Origin of the sequence: Streptomyces sp. NPDC016469, from assembly GCF_040632905.1 — a bacterium.
GTDB lineage: Bacteria > Actinomycetota > Actinomycetes > Streptomycetales > Streptomycetaceae > Streptomyces.
Genome location: NZ_JBEYCQ010000017.1, coordinates 130,145 through 144,882, shown reverse-complemented (window position 1 = coordinate 144,882; position 14,738 = coordinate 130,145). Strand labels below are relative to the sequence as shown.

At 73.2% G+C, this 14,738-nt stretch carries 16 protein-coding genes; 7 read left to right on the top strand and 9 right to left on the bottom strand.

Annotated elements, in window-relative coordinates; genetic code table 11:
- The first annotated feature begins 60 nt into the window (after positions 1 to 60).
- Positions 61 to 1,644 carry an isocitrate lyase/phosphoenolpyruvate mutase family protein gene (locus ABZ565_RS21030; RefSeq protein WP_361028833.1) on the top strand — a complete coding sequence of 528 codons (1,584 nt, stop codon included), beginning with the start codon at positions 61 to 63 and terminating at the stop codon, positions 1,642 to 1,644.
- Here ABZ565_RS21030 and ABZ565_RS21025 read toward each other — a convergent pair.
- From ABZ565_RS21025 to ABZ565_RS20990, 8 genes are all read right to left on the bottom strand, one after another.
- Positions 1,606 to 2,202, bottom strand: coding sequence for a hypothetical protein (locus tag ABZ565_RS21025; protein WP_361028830.1), 597 nt, complete (start codon positions 2,200 to 2,202; stop codon positions 1,606 to 1,608). The two genes, ABZ565_RS21030 and ABZ565_RS21025, sit on opposite strands and share 39 nt — an antisense overlap.
- Positions 2,203 to 2,215: 13 nt before the next feature.
- On the bottom strand, positions 2,216 to 3,379 hold the full coding sequence (locus ABZ565_RS21020; RefSeq protein WP_361028827.1) for an ROK family glucokinase: 1,164 nt from the start codon (positions 3,377 to 3,379) through the stop codon (positions 2,216 to 2,218).
- A gap of 113 nt (positions 3,380 to 3,492) precedes the next feature.
- Complete coding sequence (locus ABZ565_RS21015) at positions 3,493 to 4,335, bottom strand: ATP-binding cassette domain-containing protein (protein WP_361028823.1); 843 nt, start codon at positions 4,333 to 4,335, stop codon at positions 3,493 to 3,495.
- Positions 4,332 to 5,378: an ABC transporter permease gene (locus ABZ565_RS21010; RefSeq protein WP_361028820.1), complete on the bottom strand. Its 1,047-nt coding sequence runs from the start codon at positions 5,376 to 5,378 to the stop codon at positions 4,332 to 4,334. The genes ABZ565_RS21015 and ABZ565_RS21010 overlap by 4 nt, the downstream gene beginning before the upstream one ends.
- Positions 5,375 to 6,358: a sugar ABC transporter substrate-binding protein gene (locus tag ABZ565_RS21005; RefSeq protein WP_361028817.1), complete on the bottom strand. Its 984-nt coding sequence runs from the start codon at positions 6,356 to 6,358 to the stop codon at positions 5,375 to 5,377. The genes ABZ565_RS21010 and ABZ565_RS21005 overlap by 4 nt, the downstream gene beginning before the upstream one ends.
- A 171-nt stretch (positions 6,359 to 6,529) precedes the next feature.
- Positions 6,530 to 7,705 carry a cytochrome P450 gene (locus tag ABZ565_RS21000; protein ID WP_361028814.1) on the bottom strand — a complete coding sequence of 392 codons (1,176 nt, stop codon included), beginning with the start codon at positions 7,703 to 7,705 and terminating at the stop codon, positions 6,530 to 6,532.
- A gap of 87 nt (positions 7,706 to 7,792) precedes the next feature.
- Positions 7,793 to 8,491: a response regulator transcription factor gene (locus tag ABZ565_RS20995; protein WP_361028812.1), complete on the bottom strand. Its 699-nt coding sequence runs from the start codon at positions 8,489 to 8,491 to the stop codon at positions 7,793 to 7,795.
- Positions 8,488 to 9,708 (bottom strand): histidine kinase, encoded by a 1,221-nt coding sequence (locus ABZ565_RS20990; protein WP_361028809.1) that lies wholly within the window; start codon positions 9,706 to 9,708, stop codon positions 8,488 to 8,490. Before ABZ565_RS20990 ends, ABZ565_RS20995 begins: the two co-directional genes overlap by 4 nt.
- 146 nt (positions 9,709 to 9,854) lie before the next feature.
- On the opposite strand from ABZ565_RS20990, the gene ABZ565_RS20985 reads away from it, so the two are divergent.
- Positions 9,855 to 10,058, top strand: coding sequence for a hypothetical protein (locus ABZ565_RS20985; protein WP_361028806.1), 204 nt, complete (start codon positions 9,855 to 9,857; stop codon positions 10,056 to 10,058).
- A gap of 5 nt (positions 10,059 to 10,063) precedes the next feature.
- Here ABZ565_RS20985 and ABZ565_RS20980 read toward each other — a convergent pair whose 3' ends face one another.
- The gene (locus ABZ565_RS20980; protein WP_361028803.1) at positions 10,064 to 10,993 is read right to left on the bottom strand and encodes a DMT family transporter; all 930 of its coding nucleotides are present in this window, start codon (positions 10,991 to 10,993) and stop codon (positions 10,064 to 10,066) included.
- A 158-nt stretch (positions 10,994 to 11,151) separates the two neighbouring features.
- On the opposite strand from ABZ565_RS20980, the gene ABZ565_RS20975 reads away from it, so the two are divergent.
- The 5 genes from ABZ565_RS20975 (at position 11,152) to ABZ565_RS20955 (ending at position 14,727) form a co-directional block, all read left to right on the top strand.
- Complete coding sequence (locus ABZ565_RS20975; protein ID WP_361028800.1) at positions 11,152 to 11,796, top strand: TetR/AcrR family transcriptional regulator; 645 nt, start codon at positions 11,152 to 11,154, stop codon at positions 11,794 to 11,796.
- A 125-nt stretch (positions 11,797 to 11,921) separates the two neighbouring features.
- A complete protein-coding gene (locus tag ABZ565_RS20970; protein WP_361028797.1) occupies positions 11,922 to 12,356 on the top strand; it encodes a hypothetical protein in 435 nt (144 codons plus the stop codon).
- Positions 12,357 to 12,385: 29 nt separating this feature from the next.
- Entirely contained in the window at positions 12,386 to 12,970 is a 585-nt protein-coding gene (locus ABZ565_RS20965; RefSeq protein ID WP_361028794.1) for a TIGR03086 family metal-binding protein, read from the top strand.
- Between the two features lie 96 nt (positions 12,971 to 13,066).
- Positions 13,067 to 13,813, top strand: a complete 747-nt coding sequence (locus ABZ565_RS20960) for an SDR family oxidoreductase (protein WP_361028791.1) — start codon at positions 13,067 to 13,069, stop codon at positions 13,811 to 13,813.
- Between the two features lie 83 nt (positions 13,814 to 13,896).
- On the top strand, positions 13,897 to 14,727 hold the full coding sequence (locus ABZ565_RS20955) for an aldo/keto reductase (protein WP_361028788.1): 831 nt from the start codon (positions 13,897 to 13,899) through the stop codon (positions 14,725 to 14,727).
- The last annotated feature ends 11 nt before the right edge of the window (positions 14,728 to 14,738 follow it).

Genomic DNA, 14,738 nt, shown 5'->3' with positions numbered 1-14,738 from the left:
CATGGTGGCGCAGAGACGGTTCGGCGGGGACCGAAGTGTTCCGGGTCTACGGTCGGAGCCATGAGTCACTCGACGACACACGAGTTCCGCCGGTACGCGGAGATCCGGGCGGCCCTCGCGGACCCCGCGCTCGTCCCTCCGGCCCCGGACCCCGTCACCGGCCCGCCCGGTGCGAGCGTCGCCTGGCTGCGGGCCACCGTGGCGAGGTTCGCCTCCGGTGAGCCGCACCGGCGGCGGCGGGCGTTGGTGGAGGCCGAACTCGACCGCCTGTCCCCGGCCGATCTGCACCGGGCGGCCTCGGCGGCCGGCGGGGAGGGGGACCTGCGGACCCGGGTGGTGAGCAGCCTGGCCGCCGCGCTGGACATGCCGGAGCCGGGGCGGATCGCCCGGGACATGGGGGTCGTGGCGGACGCGTACTTCGGCGAGGACGGCGGGACCGAAGCCGACAGGGCCGTCGCCCGGCTGGTCGCGCTGCTCGCGCCGGGACCGGCGGAGGACGAGGCCCGCCTGGAGGCCGTCGCCAACCGCATCGGGCTGCTGGCCCAGGCATGCGCCGCGACGGCTGCGCTGGTCGAGGCCGTCGCGGCGGCCGGGGCCGGGGCGCCGACGGCCCGGGGGCTGCGGGCCGATCCGCCGGTACGTGTCATGCGCCGGGTCGCCGCGCACGCCACCCGGGTCGCCGGACGGGAGATCGCCGAGGGCGACGAGATCCTGCTCGATGTGGTGGCCGCCCAGCAGGAGCACCCCGTGCCGCTCACCTTCGGCGCGCCGCCCCGGGTCTGTCCGGGCAGGGCGCACGCCCTCGCGCTGGCCGAGGGGCTGCTCGGGCGGCCGATGACCCCGTTCGCGCGACTCCACCACCGGGGAAGGGCCCTGCTGCTGCCCAACGCCTGGGACTGCGCGTCGGCCGCCGCACTGGCCGCCGAGGGGTTCGAGGCGGTGGGGACCACCAGTCTGGGCGTGGCGGCGGGGCTCGGTCTGCCGGACGGGGCGGCGGCGACGAAGGAGGCGACCGTGGACCTGGCACGGCGGCTCGGGCGGGGGTCGTTCCTGTTCAGCGTGGACGCCGAGGGGGGCTTCAGCGACGATCCGGCGGAGGTCGCCGGGTTCGCGCGCCGGCTGTACGAGGCGGGGGCGGCGGGGATCAATCTGGAGGACGGGCGGGCCGACGGCACCCTGGCACCGGTGGACCTGCACGCCGCGAAGATCGCCGCGGTGAAGGAGGCGGTCCCCGGGCTTTTCGTCAACGCCCGCACGGACACGTACTGGCTGGGGCTCCAACAGGAGCGGACCGCCGGCCGTCTCGCGGTCTACGAGCAGGCCGGCGCGGACGGCGTGTTCGTGCCGGGTCTTTCGGACCGGGCGGGGATCACCGCGCTGACCGCCGTCCTCGTCACCCCGCTGAACGTGCTGTACAGCCCGGCCGGGCCCGGCATCGACGAGCTGAGCGCCCTGGGGGTGCGCCGGGTCAGCCTGGGCTCACTCCTCTACCGGGAGGCGCTGGCCGGGGCCGTGTCCACGGCAGCCGCGATCCGGGACGGCGGCCAGGTGCGGGGCGGAGCACTCCTGTACGCCGATGTGCAGGCTCTGGCGTCGGGCGCCGGGTCAGGGGGTCGCGGCGGAGACGACGTAGACGACCGGTGACATCGGGTCCGTCATGTCCACGGTGATGTCCTGGGTGGGACGCGGGTCCTTGTTGGTGTGGGTGGTGCCCGCCCAGGAGACGCCGTCACCGAAGTACCAGCCTGCGATCTCGGTGTCGCGCTTGCTGATCGTGACCTTGCCGGGCTCCAGGGCGGCGCGGCCGGTGCCGATGTCGGTCAGGAAGGCGTCCAGGCCGTTGGACGTCGTGCGGAACTGCGCGTACATCCGGCTGGCCTTCCAGTTGTTCGTCTCGTAGTACTGCACGCCGGTCGCGTAGCCGGGGATCGGGACCTCGAAGATGCGGCGCAGCATCCGGGACGGCCAGCCGGGGCGCATCCCCTGCGCGGCGGCCTCGGCGGCCTTGTCCTGGCCGGAGCGGCGGCTCTGACCCGCCGAGATGAGCAGGTATCCGGCGGGGACGCCGATGAGCAGCACGATGATCGTCGCCGTGATCAGGCGTCGGCGGATCAGCCGGCGGCGGGTCTCGGGGGGCGGCCCGTCGCCCTCGTCCGGCGGCGGGGACTGGCGCGGCACGACGGGGTGCTCGGCTGCGGTCATGGGTGTGGGGCCCCTAGGAAGTGCGGGTGTTGCGGTTGCTGCGGAGGGTGCTCGCCGCCTGGTCGTAGATCTGCGCGTACCGCTCGTACCGCTCGACGCGGCGGCGGTTGGTGCGGCGGAAGCGCCGGGCGACCAGCCGGGCGAGGTCCGCCGCGCCGACCATACCGGCCTCCGGGCCGAGCTGCGCCTTGGTGATCCGGGCCTCGGGGCGGTAGCCGCGCCCGGTGAGCTGGCGCTTGAAGGCGTCCCGGGCCGGGCCGATGAGGAGGTCGTCGGCGGCGCTGACCCCGCCGCCGATGACGAAGCAGGAGGGGTCGAGCGCGGCGGCCAGATTGGCGATGCCGACGCCGAGCCACTGGCCGATGTCCTGGAGGAGCTCGACGCACATCGCGTCGCCCTCGCGGGCCAGTTCGGTGATGAGCGGTCCGGTGATGTCCGGGACGTTGCCCTTGACGCGCTCGATGATCCCGTGGGCCACCGGCGAGTCGGCGGCGGCCAGCTCGCGGGCCTCGCGGACCAGGGCGTTGCCGGAGCTGTACTGCTCCCAGCAGCCGCGGTTGCCGCACGGGCAGCGGTGGCCACCGGGCACGACCTGCATGTGGCCGAACTCACCGGCCACGCCGTACTTGCCGCGCTTGACCTGGCCGTCCTCCAGGATCGCGCCGCCGATGCCGGTGCCGAGCGTGATCATGACGAGGTGGTCCTCGCCCCGACCCGCGCCGAAGCGCCACTCGGCCCAGGCGGCGGTGTTGGCGTCGTTGTCCACCATGACGGGAACGACGAGCCGGGAGGCGAGGGCGTCGCGCAGGGGCTCGTCGCGCCAGGCCAGGTGCGGGGCGAAGAGGACCTTGGAGCGGTCCGCGTCGACCCAGCCGGCCGCGCCGATGCCCACCGCGTGCACGTCGTGCCGGTCGGAGAGGTCGAGGACCAGCTCCACGATCGTGTCCTCGACGACCTTCGGGCTCTTGGACTTGTCCGGGGTCTCGGTGCGCACGGTCTCCAGGATCGTGCCGTCGGCGTCCACGACGCCGGCCATGACCTTGGTGCCGCCGATGTCGATGCCGACGGTGGGGACCCGGGGCGCCGTGAGGTGCGAGCGCCTTTCCCGGGTGCCCACGGTCCGCAGGACGGTCGCGCGGGCGGAGCCGCGGTGTGCGAAGTCGCGGTACGTGCTCATCGTCCCTGGGTGTGGATTGGGGTGACCGGGTCAGGAGTGACCCCGGTGGCGGACGGCGCCCGTCTGCCCCGATTCTGCCACCCCGGAAGGGGCGGGGTCGCCGGGCGCCTCCGCTACACGGTGTCGCCGGCCCCCGGTCCGGAGGCGCGCTCCAGCTCGTGGCTCAGCTCCTCCAGCTCGCTGCCGCCCGCCATCTGCCGGGTCAGTTCGTCCAGCGTGACGCTCTCCTTGGTGTGGCTGCCGGCCATGGCACCCCGCTTCAGGAGGACGAACCGGTCACCGACGAGGTACGCGTGGTGCGGGTTGTGCGTGATGAGGACCACGCCGAGGCCGGCGTCCCGGGCGGCCGCGATGTACTTCAGGACGACCCCGGACTGCTTGACGCCGAGCGCGGCCGTCGGCTCGTCCAGGACGAGCACCTTCGCGCCGAAGTGGACGGCGCGCGCGATGGCCACGCACTGCCGCTCGCCGCCGGACAGAGTGCCGATGGGCTGGTCCACGTCGCGCAGGTCGATGCCCATGCGGAGCAGCGCCGAGCGGGTCGTCTCGCGCATCAGCCCCACGTCGAGGCGTTTGAAGGGGCCGGCGCCGGTGGTCGGCTCGGAGCCCAGGAAGAAGTTCCGCCAGACCGGCATGAGGGGGACGACCGCGAGGTCCTGGTAGACGGTGGCGATGCCCCGGTCGAGGGCGTCGCGCGGGTTGGCGAGCGTGGTCTCCTCGCCGTCCACCAGGAACCGCCCGGCGTCGTGCCGGTGCAGCCCCGCGATGATCTTGATGAGGGTGGACTTGCCGGCGCCGTTGTCACCGAGCACACAGGAGATCTCGCCCGCGTGCACCTGGAGGGAGACGCCTTCCAGCGCCTTGATGTTGCCGTAGTACTTGGCCACGTCGTCCAGCTCGACGAGGGCCTGCCGGCCGGTGTCCTTGGGCCCTTCCGGGGCCTTGGGGGCCGTCATGTCGTCGCCTCCGCGCGCTTGCGTACCCATGCGTTGAGCAGGGTGGCCAGGAGCAGCATCGCTCCCAGGAAGAACTTGAACCAGTCCGGGTTCCACTCCGCGTACACGATGCCCTTGCTGGTCATGCCGAAGATGAAGGCACCGACCGCCGAGCCGATCGCGGAGCCGTAACCGCCGGTGATCAGGCAGCCGCCGATGACGGCCGCGATGATGTAGATCAGCTCGTTGCCGACCCCCTCGCCCGACTGCACGACGTCGTAGCTGAACAGCAGGTGCTGCCCGGAGACCCAGGCGGCGAAGGCGACGCCGAGGTAGAGCCCGATCTTGGTACGGATGACGGGGACACCGACCGCGCGGGCCGCGTCCGCGCCGCCGCCGACGGCGAAGATCCAGTTGCCGAAGCGGGTGCGGAGCAGGATCCAGGTGGCGACGGCCACCAGACCGGCCCACCACAGAATCGTCACCTTGAGCTCGACGCCGCCGACCGTCCAGTACGAGGCGAAGAGCTTGCGGGCGGAGGGGAAGCCCTCCATGTTGCCGATGGTCTTCGTGGAGACGGTTCCGCTGATCAGCTTGGTGAAGCCCAGGTTGAGACCGGTCAGCATCAGGAACGTGCCCAGCGTGATGATGAAGCTGGGCAGTTTCGTACGGGTCAGCATGAAGCCGTTGAACGCGCCGATGGCGAGCGTGACCAGCAACGACACGAAGACGCCGACCCAGACGTTGGCGGTCATCTGGTAGCTGAACATCGAGGAGATCAACGCGGAGCTGGTGACCAGCACACCGGCGGACAGGTCGAACTCGCCGCCGATCATCAGGAGCGCGACCGGCGCAGCCATGATCCCGATGGTGGAGGCGGCGTACAGCACGGTTCCGAAGCTGGTGGCGCGCAGGAAGCTGTCGGCGACGACCGCGAAGAAGAGGAAGACGGCGAGCGCGCCGACGACCGAGCCCAGCTCCGGGCGGCCGAGCAGCTTCCGCAGCGGCGAGGTCCGCAGCAGCCGTTCGTCCACGACGGCGGACGATCCGGGCCCGGCGGTCATCGGGTGCCCCGGTCGGCGTACTCGGCGAGCTGGCCGGCGTCCTTGGCGGTGATGATCTGCGGGCCGGTGAGGACCGGGCGGCCGCCGCCGAGGACGTTGCGGTTGTAGCGGTAGAGCCAGAGCAGGTCGACGGCCTCGTAGCCCTGGAGGTAGGGCTGCTGGTCGACGGCGAAGCCGAGGGTCTTGGACTTCAGCCCGGCGGCGACGGTGGCGTTCAGGTCGAAGGTGTCGATCTCGGCCTTGCTGCCGGCGGTCTTCTTCGCCTTGACGGCGGCGTCCGCGAAGGGCGCGCCGAGCGTGACGACCGCGTCGATGTCCTTGTCGGACTGGAGCTTCGCCTCGATGGACGCCTGGACGTCGGGCATGTTGGTGCCCTCCACGTACAGGTTCTGCATCCGGCCGTCGAAGGTCTTCTTCGCGCCGGCGCAGCGCTGCTCGTGGCCCACGTTGCCCTGCTCGTGGAGGATGCAGAGGGCCTTCTTGCGGCCGCGCTTGTTCAGCTCGTCGCCGACGGCCTCACCGGCGATGGACTCGTCCTGGCCGATGTGGGTGAGCGCGCCGTACGCTTCGGACTCGGCGGAGCCCGAGTTCACCGTGATCACGGGGATGCCGGCGCGGACGGCCTTGGCGACGACGTCCTTCAGGGCGTCGGGCTTGGCGAGCGTGACGATCAGCCCGTCGACCTTCTTGTCGATGGCCGCCTGCACCAGCTGGGCCTGCTGCTGGCCCTCGTCGTTGTGCGAGTACAGGAAGTTGATGTTGTCCTTCTTGGCCGCCATGTCGGCGCCCTTCTGGACGATGTCCCAGAAGGTGTCGCCGTCGCCCGAGTGGGTGACCATGGCGAACGTCCAGCGGGGCGTGTTCACCGCGGCCCGGCCTTCGGCCGCGGCCTTGGCCGCACGCTCCTCAGCCCGCTTGCCGCCGGTGCTGCTGCATCCCATGAGGGACACCCCCAGCACCGCCGCAAGCACGGCGCCCATCGCACGTACCCCTGTCCGAACCCTTGCCACGACGCCGTGCCCTTCTTGTGCTGCTCGCTGTGCTGCTGCCGGTGGAGCCGGGGCCCAGTGGTCCCGGCCCGGCTGGGCAAGTATCCCCGAGCCCGTGCCGCCGCAACCCGGAGGGGCACGAAGAGGACGGCGGCGCGTCGCTCACCAGCGCACCGGCAGGCGGCGCACCCCCCGGATCAGCGTGCCGGGCAGCCAGTCGAACGGGGCGCCCTCCGGGTCGGCCTCCAGGCCGGGGCAGCGCTCCAGCAGCGCGCGGATCGCGATGCGGCCCTCCATCCGGGCCAGCGGGGCACCCATGCAGAAGTGGATGCCGTGTCCGAAGGCGAGGTGCCCGCGGGTGTCACAGCGGATGTCGAAGCGGTCCGGCTCGGGGTAGCGGGCCGGGTCGCGGTCGGAGCCGGCGAGCGAGACGAGGACCGCGTCGCCGGTCCCGATGGTCCGGGAGCCGACCTCGACCGGTTCCCGGGCCAACCGGAGGGTCGCCGTCTCCACGGGGCCGTCGTAGCGCAGCATCTCCTCGACGGCGCCGTCGAGGAGCGAGAGGTCGGCGCGGAGCGCGGCGAGCTGGTCGGGGTGGGCGAGCAGGGCGCGTACGCCGTTGGAGATGAGGTTGACCGTCGTCTCGTGGCCGGCGACGAGCAGCAGGAAGGCCATGCCGACCAGCTCGTCGGGGGACAGTGCGTCGTCGTCCTCGTGGCGGGCGGCGATCAGGGCGCTGAGCAGGTCGTCGCCGGGTGAGCGGCGCTTGTCCTCGATCAGCTCCGTGAGGTAGGCGCCCATGGCGCGGACCGCCTCGCCCTCCTCCACCGCGTTCACGGGGGCGACGACGCCGTTGGACAGCTTGCGGAAGGCGGACCGGTCCAGGTCGGGGACGCCGATCAGCTCGCAGATCACGGTCATGGGGAGCGGGAAGGCGAGCGCGTCCACGAGGTCGGCGCGGCCTTCGGGGACCATCATGTCGAGGAGTTCAGCGGTGATCTCCTCGACCCGGGGCCGCAGCGCCTCGATCCGGCGCGGGGTGAACTCGCGCGCGACGAGCTTGCGCAGCCGGGTGTGGTCGGGGGCGTCCATCTCCAGCATGTTGGCGTTGATCGGGTCGCCGCCGGTCTCGCCGGGCAGCGCCCGCCAGTCCTTGCCGAAGCGCTGGTCGGCCAGGACGGCCCGGCCCTCGTCGTAGCCGACGACGAGCCAGATGCTGTCGAACTCGTCGGTGCGGACGAGGTGGACGGGTCCGGCCGCCCGCATCCGCTCGTAGTAGGGGTACGGATTCGCGGTGAAGTCGGCCAACCCGCTGAGATCCACATCGACTTCGGACATGGGCCCGCCCCTCCCCGTCGTGTCGTCCCCGCTCCGAGGACCGGCCCGTTCAGCGTATGCCGGGATGCCTGCCGGGAACGAGGGGCCTCAGGCCGGATTCGATCCGCTCTCGTCGTCCAGCAGACCGGCGTCGTGGACGAGCAGGGCGATCTGGACGCGGTTGTTGAAGCCGAACTTGGCGAGGATGCGGGAGACCTGGCTCTTCACCGTGGCGACGCTGAGGTAGAGCGTCGCGGCGATCTCCGCGTTGGACCGGCCCCGTCCCACGGCGACGGCCACCTCGCGCTCCCGGTCCGCGAGCAGCGCGATCCGCTCGCGCGCCCGGGCGGCCCGGTCCACGCGTTCCTCCTGCCCGGCACCGGCCGCCCGGGCCATGAGCTGCCGGGTGACGGCGGGTGAGAGGACCGGGTCGCCGGCCGCGACCCGGCGCACCGACTCCACGATGCGGGCGGGCGGGGTGTCCTTGAGGACGAAGCCGGCGGCACCGGCGCGGATGGCGCGGAGCACCTGCTCATCGGCGTGGAACGTGGTCAGGACGACGATCTCCGGCGCGTCGGGCCGGGCCCGCAGCGCTTCGGTGGCGGTCAGGCCGTCCATGACCGGCATCCGGATGTCCATCAGGACCACGTCGGGCCGCAGCCGGCCGACCAGTTCCGCGGCCTCGCTGCCGTCGGCGCCCTCGCCCACGATGTCGATGTCGTCGGCGCCGCCCAGCATCAGGGTCAGCCCGGCCCGGACGAGGGGGTCGTCGTCGATGATGAGGAGCCGGACAGGCGCGTCGGTCATGACGCCCACGGTAGCCAGGCCCGCACCGCGAACCCGCCGCCGGGGGTGGGCCCGTGGTCGAGGCGGCCTCCGGCGAGGGTGGCCCGTTCGGTGAGGCCGATGAGCCCCTGGCCGGAGCCGGGGACCGGGGTGAAGGGTTCGGTGGGGGCCGGGTTGCGCACGTCCACGGTGATGCCCTGCCCGGGTCCGCCGGTGACGGCGACGGTGACCTCGGTGCCGGGGGCGTGCTTGCGGGCGTTGGTCAGCGCCTCCTGGGCGATGCGGTAGACGGTGCGCCCGGAGGCGGCGGGCACGGCGTCGGAGTCGGCGAGGCGGTTGTCCAGGGTGACCTTCATGCCCGCCTCCCGGGACTCGGCGACGAGGGCGTCGAGGGTGGCGAGGGTCGGCTGCGGGCGGTTGCCGTCGGGGTCGCCGTCGCGGGGGCCGCGCAGGACGCCGATGATCTCGCGGAGGTCCTGGAGCGCCTCGTGCGCGCTGTCCCGGATGACACCGGCGGCGCGGGCGACCTCGGCCGGGGGCGCGTCGGGGCGGAATTCCAGGGCACCGGCGTGGACGCTGAGCAGGGTCAGCCGGTGGGCGAGCACGTCGTGCATCTCGCGGGCGATGTCCTCGCGGGCGAGCCGCTGGGCCTGCTCGGCGCGGAGGGCCGCCTCGGTCTCGGCGCGCACGGCGCGTTCCCGGAGGGAGACGACGAGCTGGCGCCGGGAGCGCACGATCATGCCCCAGCTGAGGACGAGCAGGATCAGCAGGAGCCCGATGACGGTGGACGCCAGGAACGACGTGTCCGGGTCGGGGCGCAGATACGGCTGTACGGGGGCGACGGCCAGGGCCCCCAGGCCGACGAGGGCGACCGGGCGGAACGGCCGGTGGACGGCCAGGCTGAACAGCGCGACGAGCAGGGCGCCCGCCGCGACCGGTTCGACGGTGGCCAGCAGGGTCAGGACGACGGCGAGCCCGACCGGCCAGCGGCGCCGGAGCCACAGGGCGCAGCAGGCGGCGGCGCCGATGAGGGAGTCCACCAGCACGAAGGTGTCCGATGTGGTGGGGTCGGCCTCGATCGCGGCGAGCGTCGCCAGGCCGATGCCCGCCGCGCAGAGGAACGCCGTGAGGTCGACGGCCCAGTCCCGCACGGTGCGGCGGGTCCGGCCGCGGTCGCCCGGCAGCTCGGGTCCGGCCATCGCCGAGGGCAGCAGCCAGGGGTACTCCGTACGCGTCATGTCGACAAAGCTACGCACGTGGGCGGCGGGTTCCGGGTGTCCGGGGCGCGGGAGCGACCAAAGTCGCGGAGGCGGAGACTTTCGGACCCTGCGGGCAGCCCACCGGCCGACGCGGCGGCGCCGCCCCGGCGGCCAGGCTCGGGGCCATGAAGAAATTCTGCGAGACGGCCGGCTTCCTGGTCTTCGTCCAGGGGGTCGCCGGTCTGCTCCACGTGTGGTTCGACTGGTTCCGCTTCTTCAGCCTGGTGCGGCGGCTGCCGTTCGCCGCCGAGTACCCGCTCTTCGTGTCGATCGTGCTGGTGGTGGCGGGCGCGGCCGTGATGGTCGCGTCGGACGCGATCAAGGAGTGAGCCGGTCAGGGCGCGCCCGGGTCCGCGCTGCGCCGCCCCCAGGCCGTTCCGGCCAGCACCAGCACGGCGCCCGCCGCCCCGGCGAGGCCCAGGCGCTCGCCGCCGATCGCGATGCCGGCGGCGGCGGCCCACAGCGGCTCCGTACCGAGCAGCAGGCTGACCCGGGACGGCGAGGTGCGGCGTACGGACCACATCTGCACGAAGAACGCGAAGAGCGTGCAGAACACCGAGAGGAAGAGGAGCCCGCACCACTCCCGGGCCCCGAATCCGGCGGCGACCGTCCAGGGCGCCGCCCCTGTCCCCGGCGCGGCGGCCAGCACGGCGAAGACGGCTACGGCGCTGCCGAGCTGCACGGTCGTCAGGGAGAGCGCGTCCGCGCCCTCGACCGACTTGATGCGGGCCATGAGCAGGACGTGCAGGGTCCGGGCGAGGGCGGCGGCCAGCATGAGCAGGTCACCGGCCGAGGGGCTGGTGAACCCGCCGCCCTGGGTGAGCAGCACCACCCCGGCCACGGAGAGCCCGGCGGCGGCGAGGAAGGGACCCGTCGGCCGGGTCCGGGTGACGGCGGCCTCGGCGAGCGGGGTGAAGATCATGGTGAGGCTGATGATCAGCCCGGCGTTGGTGGCCGAGGTGTGCACGATGCCGTACGTCTCGACCAGGAAGATCCCGCTGAGCACGAGGCCCAGCAGCCCGGCGCCCCGCCACTGCGCCGCGCTCAGCGCGCGCAGCCTGCGCCACCCGGCGACCGCGAGGACGGGCAGCACGACGGCGAACCGCAGCACGAGCACGGCGACGACGGTCTGCGGGGTGGTGATGCCCTTGGCGGCGAGATAGCTGGACCCCCAGACCACCGCGACCAGCAGGACGGGCAGATCGGTGAGCCAGGCCCGGCGCGGCGGGGCGAGAAGGGGGGCGGGAACGGCGGCGGAGGACAACGGGGCTCCTGCTCTCTCCACAGGGACGACGTGGAGACGGCACCGGCTCGCACTGGGGAACGATCACGCTACCGGCGCCCTCCTAGAATGACGAGCCCCGGACGCGCCCCAGGGCCTGGCCGGGCCGCCCGCACCTCATCGGAGCACGGAGTCACCGGATGGCCGGAACACGCCAGGACGGCAGGGTCGAGCGCGGCAACCGCACCCGGCAGCTGGTTCTCGCCCGGGCGGCCGCGGTCGCCTCGGTGGAAGGTCTGGACGGGCTGTCGCTCGGCCGGCTGGCCACGGATCTCCGGCTGAGCAAGAGCGGGGTGTTCGCGCTGTTCGGCTCCAAGGAGGAGCTTCAGCTGGCGACCGTCCGGGCGGCCGTCGCGATCCACGACGAGCACGTGGTGGTCCCCACCCGCGAGACGCCCGCCGGGCTGGGCCGGGTGCGGCGGATGTGCGAGTCCTGGATCGCCTACTCACAGGACCGGGTCTTCCCCGGCGGCTGCTTCTTCTACGCGGCGCTCGCGGAGTTCGACGCCAGGGAGGGCGCGGTGCACGACGCGCTCGCCGCCGCGCAGGCCGGCTGGTTCGCCTTCGTGGAGCGGCGGATCAAGGAGGCGCGGACCCTGGGCGAGATCCGGGACGACTGCGACGCGGCGCAGCTGGCCTTCGAGATCATCGCGTTCCTGGAACTGGCGAACGGCGACTCGGTGCTGCGCGGCAGCGCGGAGAGCTATACGAGGGCGAGGCGCGCGATCCTGGGGCGGCTCCGGGCGGTGGCGGCGGACCCGTCGTCGGTGCCCGCCGAGGCGTAGAAGGCGCGGGAACGGGCGCGCCCGAGCAAACTAATCGCACGATCGTTCGTCTACTTGTAGGGTCATGGACATCCGCCGCGGAGACCTGCGGCGAGGACCCCGTGTGTGCCAGGAGGAGATCGACCGTGCCGCAGATTCTCTGGAGCACCCGGTGGCAGCCGGGCCCCGCCGCCCGGGCCCTGGAACCCGGCACCGAGGTGGTCGTCGGGGTCACCGAGTTCGTCACGCACCGCCCGTGGCGCACGTTCTCCGTCGGCGCGGCGGGCGTGCGGCTGCGCCGCACCTGGCCCCGGACGCCGGGCGCGGTCGGGATGTGGCTCTGGGCGGACGTGGGCCCCCGGATGGACCGGTCCGGTTCGATCACCGTCTGGACGGCCCAGGAGCACCTGATGGGCTTCGTCGCCCGCCCCGACCACCGCGAGATCGTCCGCGCCCACCGGGACGGGGGCACCCTGCGCTCGGCGACCTGGACGGCCCCTTTCACCAGCCGCTCGGCGGTGTACGACTCCGCGTGGCGGCTGGTGTCCGGGGCCTCGCCGTGGCCCGTGGACACGCTCTGACACACCGTCCGCCTACGAAGGGATCCACCATGGACATCATCGGGCTCGACCGGATCGCGGTGCTGGAATCCGTGCGCGTCGTCGGCAGCGCGGGCCCCGGCGACTGGGACCGCCCCACCCCGTGCGACGGCTGGACGCTGCGCCTCCTGGTGGAGCACATGGGCGCCCAGCACCTCGGTTTCGCCGCCGCCGCGAGAGGTGAGGGGGCCGACGCCGCCGCCTGGGCGCACCGGGCGGCCGGCGACGATCCGGCGGCCTGGTACCGGGAGACGGCCCGGACCGTTCTGGACGCGTTCGCGGCGCCGGGGGCGTCGGAGCGGCGGTTCGCGCTGCCGGAGATCGGCACGGGGACGACGTTCCCGGGGGTCGTCGCGATGGGGTTCCACTTCATCGACTACGTCGTGCACTCCTGGGACGCGGCCGCGACGCTCGGCCTGTCCCTCGCGCTGCCGGACGAGGTGGTGGAGGCCGCCCTGCCCCTCGCCCTGCGCGTCCCTGACGGACCGGTGCGCGAAGGACCGGGCGCCGCCTTCCGGCCCGCGCTGCCGGTGACGGACGGCGGCCCGCTCCCCCGCGTGCTGGCGGCGCTCGGCCGGTCGCCGGACTGGCGCTGACGCCCCGGATTCGGCGTCCAATTCCCGCCGGTGTCCGGGGCGCCGAACGACTTTCCTGGTTCCTGTCAGCACGACCGGCAACGGACAGGAACCACGATGAACACGACCCCGACCACCCCCCGCACCGCGCTCGTCACCGGCGGCAGCCGGGGCATCGGCGCCGCGACCGCCCTGCGGCTGGCACGGGACGGCGCCGACGTGGCGCTGACCTACGTACGGGACGAAGGCGCCGCCAAGGAGGTGGTGGCCGCGATCGAGGCGACCGGCCGCCGCGCGGTCGCCCTGCGCGCCGACTCGGCGGACCCGGAGGCCGCCGCCTCGGCGGTGCACCGGGCGGTCGCGGAGCTGGGGCGGCTGGACATCCTGGTGAACAACGCGGGGATCGGCGTCCTCGGCCCCATCGCCTCTCTCACCCCCGCCGATGTGGACCGGGTCCTCGCCGTGAACGTCCGGGCGGTGTTCCTCGCCTGCCGGGCGGCGGCCGAGGTGATGGAGGACGGGGGCAGGATCATCTCCCTCGGTACGGCCCTGAGCCGGCACGCGGGCGGACCCGGCGGAACGCTCTACGCGATGAGCAAGTCCGCGCTCTCCGGCCTGACCAAGCCGCTGGCCCGCGAACTGGGTCCGCGCCGCATCACGGTCAACCTGATCCAGCCGGGGGCCGTGGACACCGACATGAACCCCGCCGACGGCCCGTTCGCCGACGGCCAGCGCGCGGCCAACGCACTGGACCGGTTCGGCACGGCGGAGGAGATCGCCGCGCTGATCTCGTACCTCGCCGGCGCGGAGGCCGCCTTCGTCACCGGCGCCGAACTGGTCGTGGACGGCGGCCACGCCGCCTGACGCCGCCCTGCCGCCCGCCGCCTCCCCGCCTACGCTGGGCGGGGAGGCATGCCCGTAACGGCAGGCGAGACGAAGGGACGATCATGTCCGGTATCCCGGTGCACACCCTGAACGACGGCCGTACGATCCCGGCGGTCGGACTCGGTACCTATCCGATGGACGACGACGCGGCGGAGAAGGCCGTCGCCGGAGCCCTCGACCTCGGCTACCGGCTCGTGGACACCGCGCTGAACTACGGCAACGAGACCGGTACGGGACGCGGCGTCGCCCGCAGCGGAGTACCGCGCGAGGAGGTCTTCGTCACGACCAAGGTGCCCGGCCGGCACCACGGCTACGAGAAGACGCTCGCCTCGTTCGAGGAGTCCCGGAGCAACCTCGGCCTGGACTACGTGGACCTCTATCTCATCCACTGGCCGCTGCCCAAGGTGGGGCTCTACGTGGACACCTGGCGGGCGCTCGTCAAGCTGCGCGAGGACGGGCTCGTCCGGTCCATCGGCGTCTCCAACTTCACCGCCGAGCACCTGAAGCGGCTGGAGGAGGAGACGGGCGTGGTGCCCGCCGTCAACCAGGTCGAATTGCACCCCCGGCTGCCCCAGGAGGAGCTGCGCGCGGTGCACGCGGCGATGGGGATCGTCACGCAGAGCTGGAGCCCGCTCGGGCGCGGCCGGGACCTGCTGGCCGACCCGGAGGTGGTGGCGGTCGCCGAGGCGCACGGCGTCACCCCGGGGCAGGCGGTGCTGCGCTGGCACACCCAGCTCGGAGCCGTACCGATCCCGAAGTCGGCCGATCCGGGGCGGCAGCGGGAGAACCTGGACCTGTTCGGGTTCGAGCTGACGCCCGAGGAGCTGGGGCGGATCTCGAACGGGCGGCGGGAGCGGTTCGGCGGCGACCCCGAGGAGCACGAGGAGTTCTGACGCCCCCCGCG